This is a genomic window from Alcanivorax hongdengensis A-11-3 (assembly GCF_000300995.1).
GTDB lineage: Bacteria > Pseudomonadota > Gammaproteobacteria > Pseudomonadales > Alcanivoracaceae > Alcanivorax > Alcanivorax hongdengensis.
This window is the reverse complement of sequence record NZ_AMRJ01000003.1, coordinates 1-15,869: the sequence shown is the minus strand read 5'-3', so window position 1 is coordinate 15,869 and position 15,869 is coordinate 1. Positions and strand designations below refer to the sequence as shown.

The 15,869-nt window shown below is 64.0% G+C and carries 16 protein-coding genes; 10 read left to right on the top strand and 6 right to left on the bottom strand.

Annotated elements, in window-relative coordinates; all coding sequences use genetic code 11:
• The first annotated feature begins 87 nt into the window (after nucleotides 1-87).
• The 3 genes from mrcB to ybaK are packed head-to-tail and all read left to right on the top strand — an operon-like array spanning nucleotide 88 to nucleotide 3,310.
• Nucleotides 88-2,421 carry a penicillin-binding protein 1B gene (gene mrcB / locus A11A3_RS03210; RefSeq protein WP_040296669.1) on the top strand — a complete coding sequence of 778 codons (2,334 nt, stop codon included), beginning with the start codon at nucleotides 88-90 and terminating at the stop codon, nucleotides 2,419-2,421.
• A complete protein-coding gene (locus tag A11A3_RS03205; protein WP_008927827.1) occupies nucleotides 2,397-2,846 on the top strand; it encodes a tetratricopeptide repeat protein in 450 nt (149 codons plus the stop codon). Before mrcB ends, A11A3_RS03205 begins: the two co-directional genes overlap by 25 nt.
• On the top strand, nucleotides 2,843-3,310 hold the full coding sequence (gene ybaK, locus A11A3_RS03200) for a Cys-tRNA(Pro) deacylase (protein ID WP_008927826.1): 468 nt from the start codon (nucleotides 2,843-2,845) through the stop codon (nucleotides 3,308-3,310). Before A11A3_RS03205 ends, ybaK begins: the two co-directional genes overlap by 4 nt.
• Before the next feature lie 199 nt (nucleotides 3,311-3,509).
• Here the strand turns inward: ybaK and hemL are convergent, their stop codons facing one another.
• From hemL to hemJ, 4 genes are read right to left on the bottom strand one after another with little or no spacing between them, the layout of a single operon-like run.
• The gene (gene hemL, locus A11A3_RS03195) at nucleotides 3,510-4,790 is read right to left on the bottom strand and encodes a glutamate-1-semialdehyde 2,1-aminomutase (RefSeq protein WP_008927825.1); all 1,281 of its coding nucleotides are present in this window, start codon (nucleotides 4,788-4,790) and stop codon (nucleotides 3,510-3,512) included.
• A 56-nt stretch (nucleotides 4,791-4,846) separates the two neighbouring features.
• A complete protein-coding gene (gene thiE, locus A11A3_RS03190; RefSeq protein ID WP_008927824.1) occupies nucleotides 4,847-5,467 on the bottom strand; it encodes a thiamine phosphate synthase in 621 nt (206 codons plus the stop codon).
• Complete coding sequence (gene thiD, locus A11A3_RS03185) at nucleotides 5,464-6,225, bottom strand: bifunctional hydroxymethylpyrimidine kinase/phosphomethylpyrimidine kinase (protein ID WP_008927823.1); 762 nt, start codon at nucleotides 6,223-6,225, stop codon at nucleotides 5,464-5,466. The genes thiE and thiD overlap by 4 nt, the downstream gene beginning before the upstream one ends.
• Nucleotides 6,226-6,278: 53 nt before the next feature.
• On the bottom strand, nucleotides 6,279-6,701 hold the full coding sequence (hemJ, locus tag A11A3_RS03180; protein ID WP_008927822.1) for a protoporphyrinogen oxidase HemJ: 423 nt from the start codon (nucleotides 6,699-6,701) through the stop codon (nucleotides 6,279-6,281).
• A gap of 295 nt (nucleotides 6,702-6,996) precedes the next feature.
• On the opposite strand from hemJ, the gene A11A3_RS03175 reads away from it, so the two are divergent.
• From A11A3_RS03175 to A11A3_RS03150, 6 genes are all read left to right on the top strand, one after another.
• Nucleotides 6,997-8,382, top strand: a complete 1,386-nt coding sequence (locus A11A3_RS03175; RefSeq protein WP_008927821.1) for a chloride channel protein — start codon at nucleotides 6,997-6,999, stop codon at nucleotides 8,380-8,382.
• Nucleotides 8,383-8,451: 69 nt separating this feature from the next.
• On the top strand, nucleotides 8,452-9,519 hold the full coding sequence (gene argC / locus A11A3_RS03170) for an N-acetyl-gamma-glutamyl-phosphate reductase (RefSeq protein WP_040296666.1): 1,068 nt from the start codon (nucleotides 8,452-8,454) through the stop codon (nucleotides 9,517-9,519).
• Nucleotides 9,520-9,521: 2 nt separating this feature from the next.
• Nucleotides 9,522-10,259, top strand: coding sequence for a DUF6776 family protein (locus tag A11A3_RS03165; protein WP_008927819.1), 738 nt, complete (start codon nucleotides 9,522-9,524; stop codon nucleotides 10,257-10,259).
• Between the two features lie 9 nt (nucleotides 10,260-10,268).
• On the top strand, nucleotides 10,269-10,724 hold the full coding sequence (locus A11A3_RS03160) for a bactofilin family protein (protein ID WP_051011740.1): 456 nt from the start codon (nucleotides 10,269-10,271) through the stop codon (nucleotides 10,722-10,724).
• 90 nt (nucleotides 10,725-10,814) lie between these two features.
• Entirely contained in the window at nucleotides 10,815-11,153 is a 339-nt protein-coding gene (gene erpA / locus A11A3_RS03155; protein WP_008927817.1) for an iron-sulfur cluster insertion protein ErpA, read from the top strand.
• A 207-nt stretch (nucleotides 11,154-11,360) separates the two neighbouring features.
• Nucleotides 11,361-11,894 carry a phosphatase PAP2 family protein gene (locus A11A3_RS03150; protein WP_193353566.1) on the top strand — a complete coding sequence of 178 codons (534 nt, stop codon included), beginning with the start codon at nucleotides 11,361-11,363 and terminating at the stop codon, nucleotides 11,892-11,894.
• Between the two features lie 21 nt (nucleotides 11,895-11,915).
• Here the strand turns inward: A11A3_RS03150 and A11A3_RS03145 are convergent, their stop codons facing one another.
• Together A11A3_RS03145 and A11A3_RS03140 are read right to left on the bottom strand one after the other, a co-directional pair.
• Nucleotides 11,916-13,007 carry an anhydro-N-acetylmuramic acid kinase gene (locus A11A3_RS03145; RefSeq protein ID WP_008927815.1) on the bottom strand — a complete coding sequence of 364 codons (1,092 nt, stop codon included), beginning with the start codon at nucleotides 13,005-13,007 and terminating at the stop codon, nucleotides 11,916-11,918.
• Nucleotides 12,997-14,337: a peptidoglycan DD-metalloendopeptidase family protein gene (locus tag A11A3_RS03140; protein WP_008927814.1), complete on the bottom strand. Its 1,341-nt coding sequence runs from the start codon at nucleotides 14,335-14,337 to the stop codon at nucleotides 12,997-12,999. Before A11A3_RS03140 ends, A11A3_RS03145 begins: the two co-directional genes overlap by 11 nt.
• Before the next feature lie 155 nt (nucleotides 14,338-14,492).
• Between A11A3_RS03140 and tyrS the strand changes: the two genes are divergently transcribed.
• Nucleotides 14,493-15,692: a tyrosine--tRNA ligase gene (gene tyrS / locus A11A3_RS03135; protein WP_008927813.1), complete on the top strand. Its 1,200-nt coding sequence runs from the start codon at nucleotides 14,493-14,495 to the stop codon at nucleotides 15,690-15,692.
• The last annotated feature ends 177 nt before the right edge of the window (nucleotides 15,693-15,869 follow it).

Below are 15,869 nucleotides of genomic sequence, written 5' to 3'. Positions count from 1 at the left end.
CGTAACCGGAAGGGATAATGCGGTCCGCGGGAACACCGGGCGCCACAGACACTCTTAATGTCTTCAGTTTTCACTATACTCGCGAGCATGGCGAAAAAAGCAAAGAAGTCCCCCGCCAAAGGGCGGCGGCAATCATCGAGCAAGAAATCCGCTCCACGGCGCTGGTTCAGCTGGCGGCTGGTGGGCAAACTTTCCCTGGTCATGCTGGTGGTGGTGGCCGCCGGCATGGCCTACCTGGATGCGCTGGTACGCGAACGCTTCGACTCCCATGTCTGGCAACTGCCGGCCCGGGTCTATGCGCGGCCGGTGGAGCTGTATGCCGGGCGGGTACTGTCCCGCGAGGATATGCTCAAGCTGCTGGATCTGATGCGCTACCGCCATACCAGCAGTGCCTCCACGCCGGGCAGTTATGCCCGCAACGGCAATACCCTGGTACTGGATACCCGTGGCTTCAAGGACAGTGATGGCGGCGAGCCGTCCCAGCGGATTCGACTGACCCTGTCGGCTGGCCATATCCAGTCCATCAAGGCCAGCCAGACCGGCAACCTGGCGCGGCTGGAGCCGCTGCAAATCGGCAGTATTCATCCCCAGCACCAGGAGGACCGGGTGCTGGTCAGGCTCGACCAGGTGCCACCGTTACTGGTGGACATGCTGGTGGCCACGGAAGATCGCAGCTTCTACGAGCATCATGGTATTTCCCTGCGCGGACTGAGCCGGGCCATGCTGGCCAACATCAAGGCCGGTGGCCTGGTACAGGGCGGCAGTACCCTGACCCAGCAGCTGGTGAAGAATTTCTGGCTGACCTCCGAGCGCACCCTGTCGCGCAAGCTGATGGAAATGCCCATGGCCCTGTTGCTGGAGCTGCATTACAGCAAGCAGCAGATCCTCGAGGCCTACCTCAACGAGGTCTATCTGGGGCAGGACGGCAATCGCGCCATTCATGGCATGGGGCTGGGCGCGCAGTTTTTCTTCGGCCGGCCGCTGGATGAGCTGGAGCCCCATCAGCTGGCCACCCTGGTAGCCCTGCTCAAGGGGCCCAGCTGGTATGACCCGCGCCGTCATCCCAAGCGGGCCATGGAGCGTCGCAATACGGTATTGAAGGTGGCGGTCAAGGAGGGCGCGCTGTCCGAGCAGGATTACCGCAAGTACAGCGCCCGACCGCTGGAAGTGGTGCCGCGCGGTGCCTCTGCCCTGTATGCGTTCCCGGCCTTTATCGATCTGGTGCGCCGCCAGCTGGCACGGGATTACCCGCCGGAGGTGCTCAGCCGCGAGGGGCTGCATATTCATTCCACCCTGGATGTGCTGGCCCAGTTGGCCTCCGAGCGGGCGCTGCATGATCGCCTGCAACATATCGACCCGAAGGAAAACAAGCATCTCAATGGCGCCGTGGTGGTGGTCTCGCCCACCGAGGGTGACGTGCTGGCGTTGGTCAGCAATCGCCATTCCCGGGAATCCGGCTTTAACCGGGCGCTGGATGCGCTGCGGCCGATCGGTTCGCTGGCCAAGCCGGCGGTGGTGCTGGCGGCCATGGAAGAGCCGAAAAAATACAGCCTGGCCACCAATGTGGAAGACGGCCCGGTGGAAGTGAAGATGCCCAACGGCAGCCTGTGGGCGCCGGGTAACTACGACAAGCAGTCGCTGGGCGCCATGCCCATTGTTGATGTGCTGGCCCATTCGCGTAACCAGGCCACCGCCCGGCTGGGGCTGGATGTGGGGCTGGACAAGGTGGCCGATACCATGAAGACCCTGGGGGTGCAGCGCAAGATACCGCTTTACCCCAGTATCCTGCTGGGTAGCCTGGAGCTGACGCCGTTCGAGGTGGCCATGATGTATCAGCCGCTGGCCACCGGTGGCTTCAGCACCCGTCTGCGCTCCATTACCGATGTGCTCGACAAGGGCGGCAAGCCGCTGGCCCGCTACCCGGTCAGTACCGAGGAAGCGGTGGATGCCGGGCCGGCCTTCGTGACCCAGTGGGCCATGCAGCAGGTGATTGAGGAAGGCACCGGTCGTGGGGCCCGCAAGCAACTGCCGGAGGAGCTCAAGATCGCCGGCAAGACCGGCACCAGTGATGATTTCCGCGATGCCTGGTTTGCCGGTTTCTCCGCCAACCATCTGGCGGTAGTCTGGGTGGGCCGTGACGACAACCACAATACCGGCCTCACCGGTGCCACCGGTGCCCTGCCGGTATGGACCGAACTGATGGCCAAGCTGCCCCAGCGCAGCCTGTCACAGACCCCGCCAGCGGGCGTGGACTGGGTATGGATGGATGAAAACGGCCGCCAGCAAAGCGCGGAAGGTTGCCATGGCGCCCGTCGCATCCCCATGCTGGAAGCGTCGATTCCGCAAGACAGCAACGGCTGTGGCACGGTCAAGGATACCGGTAAAGGAGTAGTGAAGTGGTTCAAGGGCTTGTTCGACTAACCCTGCTGGCGGCGCTGCTGGCCGGCTGTGCCATGCAGCCGGTGCAGGAAGAAACCCAGGCGCCGGTGACGGCGGAGCAGCAGTTGCAGGGCTCGCCGGCGCTGTCGCTGTATGAGCATGCCCGTCAGGCGCGCAGCCAGGGTAACAATTCCGCCGCCGAGCGTTATCTGGAGCGGGCGTTGACCATGGCACCGGATGCCTCCTGGTTGTACCGGGAGCTGGCCGATCTGCACCTGAGCGAGGGGGATGCGCGCGGCGCGGAGGGTTTTGCCCTGCGTGCCCTGCGCCTGGCACCGGATAATGATGCCTACCGGGCCGGCCTCTGGGAGCTGGTGGCCACCGCCCGTAGCCGGCAGGGCGATGAGCAGGGCGCCCGTGCCGCCCGCGACAATGCTGATCGGCTGCGCCAGCCGGCCAGTGCATGACCCCTGCGGTAGAGGCCGCCAAACGCGGCAAGGTAGAGCATACGCTGCACAGCTATGTGCATGATCCGGCGGCGGCCAGCTACGGGCTGGAAGCGGCCGAGTTGCTGGGGCTGCCGCCGGCGCAGGTGTTCAAGACACTGCTGGCGCTGGTGGATGGCTCTCCGGTGGTGGCCATGGTGCCGGTGGATCATCAGCTGGATCTGAAATTGCTGGCCCGGGCCCATGGCGGCAAAAAGGCGACTATGTGCCCGGGCGACCAGGCCCAGCGCCTGACCGGTTATGTGCTGGGCGGTATCAGCCCGCTGGGACAGAAGAAACGCCTGCCTCTCTATCTCCACGAACGCGCCGCCGACTGGCCGACCCTCTACATGAGCGCCGGGCGGCGCGGGCTGGAAATCGAAATGGCACCGGCGGACCTGTTGCGCCTGACGGGTGGAAAAAGGGTGGCGCTGGTTCGCGACTGACCACTACGAAGCCACTGTAGGCGCTTGCCTGCAAGCGAACCGCGCGTCAGCGCGGAAATCGCCTGAAAGGCGATCAGGCATTTCCGAACTCGACAGGTCTCTCTAGAAAAGGCCGCGAATAAACCGCACCGCTTTTTCCTCGTCAAGGCCCGGATTCACTTGCAAGCAAGCTCCTGCAGGTGGTTGTTAGACGGCGTCTTTACACCTTCGCAAACGCCTTTCTTGCCGCCGCAATGGTGGTATCGATGTCCTCGTCGCTGTGAGCGGCGGACACAAAGCCCGCTTCAAAGGCGCTGGGGGCCAGGTAGATGCCCTGGTCCAGCATGGCGTGGAAGAAGCGGTTGAAGCGTTCGCTGTCGCAGGCCATCACGTCCGCAAAGTGGCTTACGCGGCTCTGGTCGGTGAAGAACAGCCCGAACATGCCGCCCGCCTGTGCAGTGGTGAAGGCCACGCCTTCGGCATGGGCGGCTTCGGTGAGGCCGTCCAGCAGCCGCGTGGTCTTTTCCGTCAGCGCTTCATGGAAGCCTGCTTCGCTGATCAGGTTCAGGGTGGCCAGGCCGGCGGCCATGGCCACTGGATTGCCGGACAGGGTGCCGGCCTGGTAGACCGGGCCCAGTGGCGCCAGGTGTTCCATGATGGCTTTCTTGCCACCAAAGGCGCCCACCGGCATGCCGCCGCCGATGATCTTGCCCAGGGTGGTCAGGTCCGGGGTGATGTCGTAGAGCCCCTGGGCGCCGCCCAGTGCCACCCGAAAGCCGGTCATGACCTCGTCAAAAATCAACACCGCACCGTGCTGGTCACACAGTTCGCGCAGGGCCTGCAGAAAGGAGGCGTTGGGCGGCACGCAGTTCATGTTGCCGGCCACCGGCTCGACGATCACGGCGGCGATCTCCGGACCATGCTGTGCAAACGCTTCGGCCACCGTGGCGGCATTGTTGTAGTCCAGCACCAGGGTGTCGGCGGTGACGGCTTCGGGTACGCCCGGAGAGCCGGGGATACCCATGGCGCCGGAGCCGGCTTTCACCAGCAGGCTGTCCACATGGCCGTGATAACAGCCCTCGAACTTGATGATCTTGTTGCGGCCGGTATAGCCGCGGGCCAGACGGATGGCGCTCATGGTGGCTTCGGTGCCGGAGTTGACCATGCGTACCATGTCCATGGAGGGCAACAGCTCGCAGACCTTGTCGGCCATCTCCACTTCCACGGCGGTGGGGGCGCCGAAGCTCATGCCCTCGTTGACTGCGGCCTGCACCGCCTCGATCACCTGCGGATGGTTGTGGCCGAGGATCATGGGACCCCAGGAACCCACGTAATCAATGTAGCGGTTGCCGTCCTCGTCGTGCAGGTAGGCCCCCCTGGCGGTATGGAAGAACACTGGCGAACCGCCCACGCTCTTGAAGGCCCGGACCGGAGAATTAACGCCGCCGGGGATGTGTGTCTGGGCCTGGCGAAAAAGCTGCTCGGAATGCTTGCGGGGCATGGGGGTCTCCTTGATCCGGGGTCAACTGGTGTGATCCCGGTAGTGTTAACAGGCGTTCAGAAAAGGGTGCTGAAACGGCGGGCGGCGACTTCGATGTCGGCCGGGTCGGGGTGGCCGAACAGAGCATGGATCACTGCCACGCTGGCGGCGCCGGCCTGGATCAGCTGGGGGGCATTATCCGGATTCACCCCGCCGATGGCTACCACGGGGCGGTGACACTGGCGGCAGGCCTGGCGCAGGGCCTCCAGCTGGGCCGCCGGGGCGCCGGGTTTGGTGTGCGACGGGAAGAAGCGTCCCATGGCCAGGTAATCGGCGCCGGCCTGTTCGGTTTGCACCACCAGCCGGGCATCGCCATGGCAGGTTACACCAATGATGCGCTGCTCGCCGAGCCGGTCGCGGGCGGCGGCCAGGCCGCCATCACTCTGGCCAATGTGAACCCCGTCGGCATGGACGCGGGCGGCCAGGGCCGGGTCGTCATTGACGATGAACAGGGCGCCAAATTCATGGCACAGGTCGCGCAGTTGTGCCGCCCGGTTTTCACGCTGGCGGGGGGTGGCGGTCTTGTCCCGGTACTGCAGCAGGCGTGCCCCGCCGCGCAGGGCGGCGCGGGCGGCGGGCAGCAGCCGCTCATCCGGCGTCAGCTGCGGGTCGGTGATGGCGTAAAGACCGTGGATCATGGCTGACGATTGGGGACGTGCTGGCCGCGGCCGGGGCGGAAGGCCTGGCGCAGGAAGCGGTCGACATGGGCCTGTGCGTTGGCCACGGCCTCTTCCAGGGGCTGCTGGTGGGCGCGCAGACAGGCAATGGCAGAGGCCAGCGTGCAACCGGAGCCATGGTAGCTGTGTGGCAGGCGCGGCCAGTCCCATTGCCGGTGGCGGCCGGGCTGGAACAGATGGTTGCTGACCTGGTCGGTGTCGTCATGGGTGCCGGTAATCAGGGCCGCACACCGGCCCCGGGCAAGCAGGGTGTCGCCGCACGCATGCAGGGCCTGCTCGCCGCTCAGCAAGCGTGCTTCCGGCAGGTTGGGAGTGAGTAATTCGCAGTGCGGAGCAAGCCGCTCCAGCATGGCGTCGGCCAGCGACTCCTGTGCCAGGCTGCCGCCGGCCTCGGCGGCCAGCACCGGGTCCAGGATCACCGGGACGCCGGGCAGGCGGGCCAGCAGGTCGGCGATGAAGTCGATGATGGCCACCGAGCCGGTCATGCCGATTTTCACCGCCTGGTAGTCCAGATCATCCAGCAGGGCATCGGCCTGCTGTTGCAGCAAGGCCGGGTCGGTGAGCTGGAAGCCGCGCACGTTCTGGCTGTTCTGCACGGTCAGCCCGGTGATCAGAGTGGAGGCAAAGCCGCCCAGGGCCTGAATGGTCTCGATGTCGGCATGGATGCCGGCGCCACCGGACGGGTCGTGCCCGGCGATCACCAGAATGTTCGGTTTCATAATTGCGCACCTGCAACGGGCGAGCGCCCGGCGTCAGACACCGGACGTGCGACTCAGAAAGGTCTCACCACCACCAGTATCACAATGGCCACCAGCAACAAAACCGGCACTTCATTGAAAATGCGGAAGAAGCGGTCGCTCTTGGTATTGGCATCGGCGGCAAATTTCTTCAGATAGGCCAGGCACATGTGGTGGTAACCGATCAGCAGAACCACCAGCGCCAGCTTGGCATGCATCCAGCCCTGGGTCTTGTAGTAGTCCCAGTTGAGCGCCAGCATCCAGATGCCCAGTACCAGGGTGACGATCATGGACGGGTTCATGATGCCGCGGTAGAGCTTGCGTTCCATGATCTTGAAACGCTCGCGGCTGGCCTGGTCCTCGGCCATGGCGTGGTAGACGAACAGACGCGGCAGGTAAAAGATGCCGGCAAACCAGCAGACCATTGCGATGATGTGAAAGGCTTTGAGCCACAGCATGGGCACGACTCCTGAACGGCGGTCAGTGGAGTTGGGGGCATTGAAGGCGTACACTATACAGCTTCCCAGGAAGCCTCTGAACAACTCCTGCGAGAACGCTCTGGCTGCCCCCGCAATGGACAGCCGTGCTTGGGCACAGCGTGGTTCGCAGTCGACATGAATTCCCGGCCGGGCCCGTGTGCCCGGCGCAGATCGCCCCGGCGGCAGCCGCAGTATTTGCCGGCCTGATCGTCCTGCTGAGTGGACGGGTTCAGAGTTCCCTGGCCCGTCACGTCACCGGTTTGTAAGGAGCGCTGTGAAAAAACGGTCCCGCTTTCGTCGACTGTTGCGGTATTACCTGTTCCGCACCCGCCGTCTGAGCCGCCATCAGCTGGGCACCCTGCAGGACTGGAAGATGCGGGCGGTGTTCTGGGTCGGCGCGGTACTGGTGGGGCTGCTGGTGGTGGCGCTGGCCTGGGTGGCGGAGCTGGCGTCGCAGACCTTCATGGGCCTGGAGCAGCGCAATCCCCTGATTCCCCTGGTACTGACCCCCGCCGGCATGCTCTTCATCGTCTGGGTGATGCGGCGTATCGGTACCGAATCCCAGGGCAGTGGTATCCCCCAGGTGTTGCTGGTGCTCAAGCAACGTTATCACTGGCTGCGCCCGGCCTTTCTTTCGCTGCGGGTGATCGCCGCCAAGTTTCTGCTGACCGTGGTGGGGCTGTTCTGTGGGGCCAGTATCGGCCGCGAGGGCCCCAGTGTGCAGATGGGGGCGGCGATGATGTATTCGGTGGGCCAGGTGGCGCGCCTGCGCCAGAAGAACATTGATAATGCCCTGATCGTGGCCGGCGGTGCCGCCGGCGTGTCGGCGGCCTTTAACGCGCCCCTGGCGGGGATCATGTTTGCCATCGAGGAGCTGGCCGGGTCCTTCGAGCAGCGCACCAGCGGGACCCTGATCCTGTCCATCTTCCTGTCCGGGGTGGTGGTGCTGATGATCATGGGGCACTACAGCTTTTTCGGTCACCCGGAAGGTAGCCTGGATATTCCCAGTCAGTGGTATGCCATTGTCATTGTCGGCCTGATCTGCGGCCTGCTGGGGGGGCTGTTCAGTCGTTTGCTGATCGTCGGCAGTCGCTTCCTGTCGCCCTATGCCAAAGCCAACCCCTACCGGGTGGTGTTTCTGTGTGCGCTGGTGCTGGTGTTCCTCGGGCTGCTCACCGGCGGCGCCACCTATGGCAGTGGCTATGAGCAGGCCAGTGATCTGCTCAGTGGCAAGCATTCCGGTGACTGGCTGTTCCCGCTGGCCAAGATGGCCGCCACCCTGGTGTCCTATTTCACCGGCATTCCCGGTGGCCTGTTCTCGCCCTGTCTGGCAGCGGGCGCCGGTGTCGGCAATGTGATCGGGCACTTTTTCCCCAACGCCTCGCTGGTGGGGATTACCCTGGTGGCCATGGCCGCGTTTCTTTCCGCGGTGATTCAGCGCCCCATCACCTCCTTCGTGATCGTCATGGAGCTCACCGGCAACCGCCACGATGTGGTGCTGCCGCTGATGGCCGGGGCGTTTCTGGCCGCTGCCGTGGCCAAACTGGTGTGGCCGCGCCCGCTTTACGATTCGCTGGCCGAGCGGCTCTCCGATGGGCAGGGCATGGCCCTGGAAACCCCTCAACCCAAGGATGGCGAACCGGCCACGGAAAGCCGTTGATGTTGCCGCGGTGGGGGTGCCCCCCTATCATGCGGTGCTCTGATCATTATTTCGTAGTAGGAGTCAGTCATGGCGCGGACGGGTGACGGCGCAACGCCGTTGAAAGTGGGTATTGTCGGTGGCACGGGCTATACCGGCGTGGAGCTGTTGCGGCTGCTGGTCAACCACCCCCACGTGCGCCTGGACGTGATTACTTCCCGGGGAGAGGCCGGTCTGGCCGTGGCGGACATGTTCCCGTCCCTGCGCGGGCGCACCGATCTGGTGTTCTCCGAGCCGGATGTGGCCCGGCTGAGCGCCTGTGATGTGGTGTTCTTTGCCACGCCGCACAACGTGGCCATGCGCATGATGCCGGAGCTGATGGCGGCCGGCGTGCGGGTGGTGGACCTGTCCGCGGACTTCCGGTTGCGTGACCATGAACTGTGGAGCCAGTGGTATGGCGAACCCCATGCCTGCCCGGAGCTGTTGAGCGAAGCGGTCTACGGCCTGCCGGAAGTAAACCGGGAGGCCATCCGCGAGGCCCGGCTGGTGGCCTGTGCCGGTTGCTACCCTACCTCCATTCAGCTCGGCTATCTGCCGCTGCTGGAGAACGGCTGGATCCAGCCCGACCAACTGATTGCCAACGCCGCCAGCGGGGCCAGTGGCGGCGGCAAGGGCGCCAAGGTGCCGATGCTGCTGGCCGAGGCGGGCGAGAGCTACAAGGCCTACGGCGCCAGCGGCCATCGGCATCTGCCGGAGATCGAGCAGGGGCTGGCGGATATTGCCGGCGGCCCGGTCAAGGCGACCTTCGTCCCGCACCTGATTCCCATGATCCGTGGCATCCATGCCACCCTCTACGGTCAGTTGCTGGACGGCGCGCCCTCCCTGGAAGCCATCCAGCAGGCCTATGAAGCCCGCTATGCGGATGAGCCCTTTGTGGACGTGATGCCGCTGGGCAGTCACCCGGAAACCCGTTTCGTGCGGGGCGGCAACATGTGCCGGATTGCCTTGCACCAGCCCCGTGGCGAGAACGTCATCGTGGTGTTGTCGGTGATCGACAATCTGGTCAAGGGGGCTTCCGGCCAGGCGGTGCAGGCCATGAATATCATGTTCGGCCTGGATGAGGCCGCTGGCCTGTCCGTGGTTCCGCTGGCGCCCTGATCATGGCGGCCAAACCCCGATCCCGGACCGGCATCGACGACGTTACCCTGGTCCCGGTCAGCCCGTCCGAACAGAAACGTCGGCGTATTCGCAATGCCATCATCCTGCTGGTGCTGGCGGTACTGCTGTTTGCCGGTGGCCTGTGGCTGGGCGCCGGCGGGGCGCTGGATGCGTCCGAGCACAACCAGCGCCTGCGTAACCAGGTCCATGAGCTGCAGGAGGAGCTCGACAAGGCGCGCAACCAGTTGGCGGTCTACCGCACCGATGCCCAGGTCAACAAGCAGGCCGGTGAGCAGGTCCGTGATCAGCTCAAGACCCTGCGTGACCAGGTGGCGGAGCTGGAAGAAGCGGTGGCCTTCTACAAGAACGTGATGGCCCCGGGCGATCAGGAGACCGGCCTGCGCATCGAGAAGATGGATGTGCAGCCGGATGGCAGTGGTGACGGCTATACCTACAAGCTGGTGCTGGTGCAGGCCGGGGATAACCGTAACCGGCGTTATCTAAGCGGTGACGTAACGTTACGACTGGTCGGCAGCACCGCGGACGGCAAGCCGGTAAGCTACACCGGCAGCCAGTGGCTGGATGACGAAAGTGAGACCCGCTTCCAGTTTCGCTACTTTCAGGAGCTGAGTGGGCACTTCCGGGTGCCGGAAGGGGTGGCGGTGAAGGCGATAGATGTGGAAGCTGAAACCTCCGGACGACAACGGTCCCGGGCAGAAAAAACCTTAAAATGGCAGTAGGAGAGTCACGTGTTGGGCCGAGACAAGAAAGCCGGCGGGAGCGCCCCGCAGCAGGATTACCGTAACCATACCCTGATTGCGCCCAGTGCCACGGTAAAAGGTGACATCGAATTTACCGGTGGCCTGCATGTGCAGGGCACCGTGGAAGGCAACATCAGCGTTGGCAAGGAAGGCGGTCGTCTGATTATCGGTGAAACCGGCGTGGTGAAAGGCCAGATCGAAGTGCCCCAGGTGGTGGTCAATGGCCGGGTGGAAGGCGATGTGCGCGCCACAGAGAACCTGGAGCTGGCCGAGAAGGCGTCCGTGGAGGGCAATGTCTACTACCTGATGATCGAAATGGTCATGGGTGCCCGGGTCAATGGCAAGCTGGTGCGTCTGGATGACGAGCGCCGCAATCTGCCGGCCCCGGACAAGAAAAAAGCCGCCGCCAACGAAGAGAAAGTGGCGGCTGCGGATAATTCTTGACTGTTTTAGTCGGGTACTGGAACATATTGAACCCGCATCATCCGTGAATGGATGGTGCGGGTTTTTCCGTTTTACAGCAGTAGCGAGCGTATGACCGAGCAAGGCCCCATTTCTTTCACCGACGCCGCCGCAGCCAAAGTCAAAGAGCTGCGTGACGACGAAGGGAACGCCAACCTGAAGCTGCGGGTGTATATCACCGGTGGTGGCTGTGCGGGTTTTTCCTACGGGTTTACCTTCGACGAGGCGGTCAATGACGATGACACCGTTGTCGAAAAGGATGGTGTCACGCTGCTGGTGGACGCCATGAGCATTCAATATCTGGATGGCTCCCAGGTGGATTACGAGCAGGGGCTGATGGGCTCGCGATTCGTGGTCAGCAACCCCAATGCGGCCACCACCTGTGGTTGCGGCTCTTCCTTCTCGGTCTGATTCGGGCGCTCCGTGGGAGCGGTGGTTCCACCGCGATACTCACGTTTCCGAGTGTCATACCCTGCCAGCCTCTTTCGCGGTCGAACGACCGCTCCCACAGGACTTCTGGCTGTTGCAGGTAGCTCGGTGCGTGCCGCCTCTCCTGTTGTCACAAAACCTTAATCGTTCGATCAACATTTCGTCGTTTTCCGGGTGGACACTGAACCCATGATGACGACAAAACCGACTTTTCAACGAATGACCGCCGCGGACACCCGGGCCATGTGCTGGCTGCTTCGCCAGCCCCAGGCTGCCCGCCGTGCGCGCATGGCCCGGCTGGTGTCCCGGCTCGGGGATGGCCCCTTCTACGTGGCGCTGACGTTGCTGATATGGTGGATGGATCGTGACGGTGGCAGTGAGTTTGCACTGACTGCCATGGCGGCCTACGCCCTGGAAGTGCCCCTGTTCGTGGGGCTCAAGCATCTGATCAAACGCCCGCGGCCGGCGGATGCACTGGAAAGCCTGTCCGCCTTTATCCAGCCGGCGGATCGCTTCAGCTTCCCGTCCGGTCACACTGCCGCAGCCTTTGTGATGGCCACTCTGCTGTGCATCTACTTCCCGCCGCTGGCGGCCCTGGCTCTGGGGCTGGCCGTGATGGTCGGGCTGTCACGGGTGCTGCTGGGCGTGCACTACCCGTCGGATATTCTCGCCGGTGCCACCCTCGGCACCAGCTGCGCCATGCTGGCGCTGTGGGTTGTCTAGTCTTCCTGTCCGAAACCCCGCTCAGGGCAGGGTGATCTGACCCAGAATCGCCTCTCTTGAGGCGCCGGTGACCACCGGTGCGTTGCCACATGTGCCCGTCAGTCGTGCCCAGGCCAGCCAGGCAAAGGCAGCCGCTTCCACCCAGTCCGGCGCCAATCCCTGTGTGGCGGTGCTCACCACATCAATATGCATCAGTGCTGCCAGACGTTGTAGCAGGTGCCGATTATGGGCGCCACCGCCGCATACCCACAGTTGTTGCGGAGCAAAGTCGGACAGCGCCTCGGCCAGGCTGCGTGCGGTCAATTCCGCCAGGGTGGCCTGAACCTGTTCCGGCGGCAGACCCGGGGGCAGTTGCCGGTGGAGCCAGTGGGCATCGAAGTGTTCGCGGCCGGTGCTCTTGGGGGGCGGCTGGCGGAAATAGGGATCACTGAGCAGGGTGGCAAGCAGGGCCGGGTCAGGTACGGCACTGGCTGCCCAGGCGCCGTCCCGGTCGAAGGCGTGCCCCTGGTGCTGCTGGCACCAGTGGTCCATCAGTACATTGCCCGGGCCGGTATCAAAGCCGCCGCGCAGCTGGCCATCATCCAGCAGGGTGACATTGGCCATGCCGCCGATATTGGCCACCGCCAGTCGCTGTCCCGGTCGGGCAAACAACCGGGCATGGAAGCGCGGTACCAGCGGGGCGCCCTGGCCGCCCAGTACCATGTCCTTGTTGCGGAAATTGTGTACCACGGCGATGCCGGTCAGGGCGGCCAGGGTGTCCGGGCAGCCCAGTTGCAGGCTGAAGCCGTCGTGCCCCGGGCGGTGACGTACCGTCTGGCCATGGCAGCCGATGGCGGCAATGTCCCCGGCGGCGACGCCGCTGTGTCGCAGCAATTGTTCTGTGGCATCGGCGTAGGCGCGGCCCAGCGCACGGTGCAGGGGGCCGGCCCGGTCGATCTCGTTGTCACCGGGTTGGCAGAGGGCCAGCACGGCCTCGCGCAGGCTGGCTGTCAGTGGTGCGCTGAGGGTGTCGATCAGCTCAAAGCTGTGCTCACCAATGCGGGCCAGTACCGCATCGATGCCGTCAACGCTGGTGCCGGTCATCAGACCGACAAAAAGCCGGTCACTGGTCATGGCGGAGCAGATCGCTGCTGGCCAGGGTAGAGGCTTCCGCGAACAGCGCCATCTGTGCCTTGAGGCGACCGGCGTCGGCCAGGAAGTCGCTGCGTTCGTCCTTGGCGATACCCTGGGCCTTGGGCAATTTGACGGTGAGCGGATCGTGGTGCACACCGTTAATGCGGAATTCGTAATGCAGGTGCGGGCCGGTGGCCAGGCCGCTCATGCCCACATAGCCGATGGTCTGTCCCTGTTTGACCCGGCTTCCCACACGCATGCCCCGGGCAAAGCCGTGCATGTGGCCGTAGAGGGTGGAGTAGACGCGGCCATGCTTGATGATGATGCAGTTGCCGTAGCCGCCCTTGCGGCCGGCAAAGATGATCTTGCCGTCGCCGGCGGCCTTGATCGGGGTGCCGGTGGGCGCGGCGTAATCAACCCCTTCGTGGGGGCGGGTGCGGCCCAGAATCGGGTGTAAACGGCCGGTGCTGAAGCGGCTGCTGATGCGGGTAAAGGCCACTGGCGTGCGGATGAAGGCCTTGCGCATGGAGTTGCCATCCGGGTCCAGATATTGCTCGTCGCCGGCCCGGTTGATGTAGCGGTAGGCCACCAGGTGGCGGTCCCGATTCCAGAGCTCGGCCATCAGGATGTCGCCATCGCCAACCTTTTCGCCATCTAGATAAAGCTCGTCATAGATGATGCGGAAATGGTCGCCCTTGCGGATATCCAGCACGAAGTCGATATCCCAGGCAAACAGGTTGGCCAGCTTCATGGTCAGGTTGTTGCTGATGCCGGAGGCGGCGGCGGCCAGAAACAGGGAGTCGCTAATCTCGGCTTCGGCATAGCGCGTCTGGTGCTGGTATTCGCGCTTGGCGACCCGGGTCTGCCAGCTGTCGCCGTCCAGTCGGGCGGTCAGGGTTTCCAGCCGGGAGGGGTGGTACTGCACTCCCTGCAGGGTGTCCTGATCATCAATGATCACATCGATGGTTTCCCCAGGGCGGATGCGGGTCAGTGCCTGCAGGCGCTCATCGCTGCCCAGTAGTCGATAGACCTGCCCGGCACCCACCCCTTCCGGCTGCAGCAGGGATGACAGGGTGTCACCGGCGGCCACGGTCAGGCTCTGCCACTGGGGCTGCGGTTTGGGTTTGGGGGCCGGCTTGGCGGCGGTCTGGCTGTCGGGCCTGGCGGGGGCCGCGGCCAGCGGGGTGGATTTGATGGTCTGTTCGGGCTCGCTGCCCGAGGGGCGCATGGCAATCAGGATGACCACACCCAGCAGTACCATGCTGATCAGCAGGTGAGTACGGGGAAACTGGCGCACCAGCCTGGCTGCGGCGGAAAAAAGCTCTTTCATCAGGAAATCGGTCGTGGCGTCAGTGAACGTGGGCCCGCGGAACAGGGCAGGGCGTTTAAAAGGTAGTCAGCAAAGATACCTGCCTTCTACAAGCGCGTTCAAGTGCTACAATGGCGCGCTTTCATGAACGGCAGTGCGGACAGACAGAGGTAGCAATGGCCACGGTGGATGAACAACTGGCGCTGATCGCCCGCGGGGCGGACGAGATCATCCTGCAAGAGGAACTGCGCGAAAAGCTGGCCAGCGGCCGGCCGTTGCGTATCAAGGCGGGCTTCGACCCCACGGCGCCGGATCTGCACCTGGGGCATACCGTGCTGATCAACAAGATGCGCCAGTTCCAGGAGCTGGGGCACGAGGTAATTTTCCTGATCGGCGACTTCACCGGCATGATCGGCGACCCCACCGGCAAGAGCGCCACGCGCCCGCCACTCAGTCGCGATGACGTGATGCGCAATGCCGAGACCTACAAGGAGCAGGTCTTCAAGATGCTCGACCCGGCCAAAACCCGGGTGGTGTTCAATTCCTCCTGGATGAACGAGCTGGGGGCCGCCGGCATGATCAAGCTGGCCGGGCAGTACACCGTGGCCCGTATGCTGGAGCGGGATGACTTCGACAAGCGCTACAGCGCCAACCAGCCCATCGCCATCCACGAGTTCCTCTACCCGCTGGTCCAGGGCTATGACTCGGTGGCCCTGGAAGCGGACGTGGAGCTGGGCGGTACCGACCAGAAGTTCAACCTATTGATGGGGCGCACCCTGCAGAAGGCCCATGGCCAGGCTCCGCAGGTCTGCCTGACCATGCCCATCCTCGAGGGGCTGGACGGGGTGCAGAAGATGTCCAAGTCGCTGGGCAACTATGTGGGGGTGAGCGACGCGCCGGGGGAAATGTATCGCAAGCTGTTGTCTCTTCCCGACAGCCTGACCTGGCGCTATTATGAACTGCTCAGCGCCTGTACCAATGAGCGTATCGAGGCGCTGAAGGCCGAGGCCGAGCGGCTCGGCTCCCCCCAGGAGGCCAAAAAGGCGTTTGCCCTGGAGATGGTGGAGCGCTTCCATGGCGCTGAAGCGGCCCAGGCGGCTCCCCGCTCCGCCGGTAATCAGATCTCCCTGGGGGACATCCCCGACAATGTGCCGGAGGTGGTGGTGGACCTGGGGGACCAGGACAGCATCCACATCGTGCCGTTGTTGCGTGAGGCGGGGCTGGCCCAGAACGGCAAGGCCGCCAAGGATGTCTTCGGCCGTGGCGCGGTTTACCTGGATGGCGCCCAGCTCACCGAGGAGCGGGCTTTTGCCCGTGGTGACAGCCATGTGATCCAGGCCGGCAAGAAGAAGATCGCCCGGGTTACCCTCAAATAGGCCCTTGCGGGCCCGATTTGAGCAGATTTTGAGCGGTCAGCCGGTTTTTTAAAAAAAGTGCGAAAAAGGGTTTGACACCCACGGGGAAATCCCTAGAATGCGCACTCCTCGACGGGGCAACAACGCAACACGGCGCCACGGACGAGACGCTCTTTAACAATCAGGCAAGCAAACGTG

What these genes read in the sequence shown, in the direction of transcription:
- A11A3_RS03165 (WP_008927819.1), top strand. Translation starts at nt 9,522, where the DNA reads ATGGCGGCCAAACCCCGATCCCGGACCGGCATCGACGACGTTACCCTG.
- thiD (WP_008927823.1), bottom strand. Translation starts at nt 6,225, where the DNA reads ATGAAACCGAACATTCTGGTGATCGCCGGGCACGACCCGTCCGGTGGC.
- mrcB (WP_040296669.1), top strand. Translation starts at nt 88, where the DNA reads ATGGCGAAAAAAGCAAAGAAGTCCCCCGCCAAAGGGCGGCGGCAATCA.
- argC (WP_040296666.1), top strand. Translation starts at nt 8,452, where the DNA reads ATGGCGCGGACGGGTGACGGCGCAACGCCGTTGAAAGTGGGTATTGTC.
- hemL (WP_008927825.1), bottom strand. Translation starts at nt 4,790, where the DNA reads ATGCCCCGCAAGCATTCCGAGCAGCTTTTTCGCCAGGCCCAGACACAC.
- A11A3_RS03150 (WP_193353566.1), top strand. Translation starts at nt 11,361, where the DNA reads ATGATGACGACAAAACCGACTTTTCAACGAATGACCGCCGCGGACACC.
- A11A3_RS03145 (WP_008927815.1), bottom strand. Translation starts at nt 13,007, where the DNA reads ATGACCAGTGACCGGCTTTTTGTCGGTCTGATGACCGGCACCAGCGTT.
- A11A3_RS03140 (WP_008927814.1), bottom strand. Translation starts at nt 14,337, where the DNA reads ATGAAAGAGCTTTTTTCCGCCGCAGCCAGGCTGGTGCGCCAGTTTCCC.
- hemJ (WP_008927822.1), bottom strand. Translation starts at nt 6,701, where the DNA reads ATGCTGTGGCTCAAAGCCTTTCACATCATCGCAATGGTCTGCTGGTTT.
- tyrS (WP_008927813.1), top strand. Translation starts at nt 14,493, where the DNA reads ATGGCCACGGTGGATGAACAACTGGCGCTGATCGCCCGCGGGGCGGAC.
- erpA (WP_008927817.1), top strand. Translation starts at nt 10,815, where the DNA reads ATGACCGAGCAAGGCCCCATTTCTTTCACCGACGCCGCCGCAGCCAAA.
- thiE (WP_008927824.1), bottom strand. Translation starts at nt 5,467, where the DNA reads ATGATCCACGGTCTTTACGCCATCACCGACCCGCAGCTGACGCCGGAT.
- ybaK (WP_008927826.1), top strand. Translation starts at nt 2,843, where the DNA reads ATGACCCCTGCGGTAGAGGCCGCCAAACGCGGCAAGGTAGAGCATACG.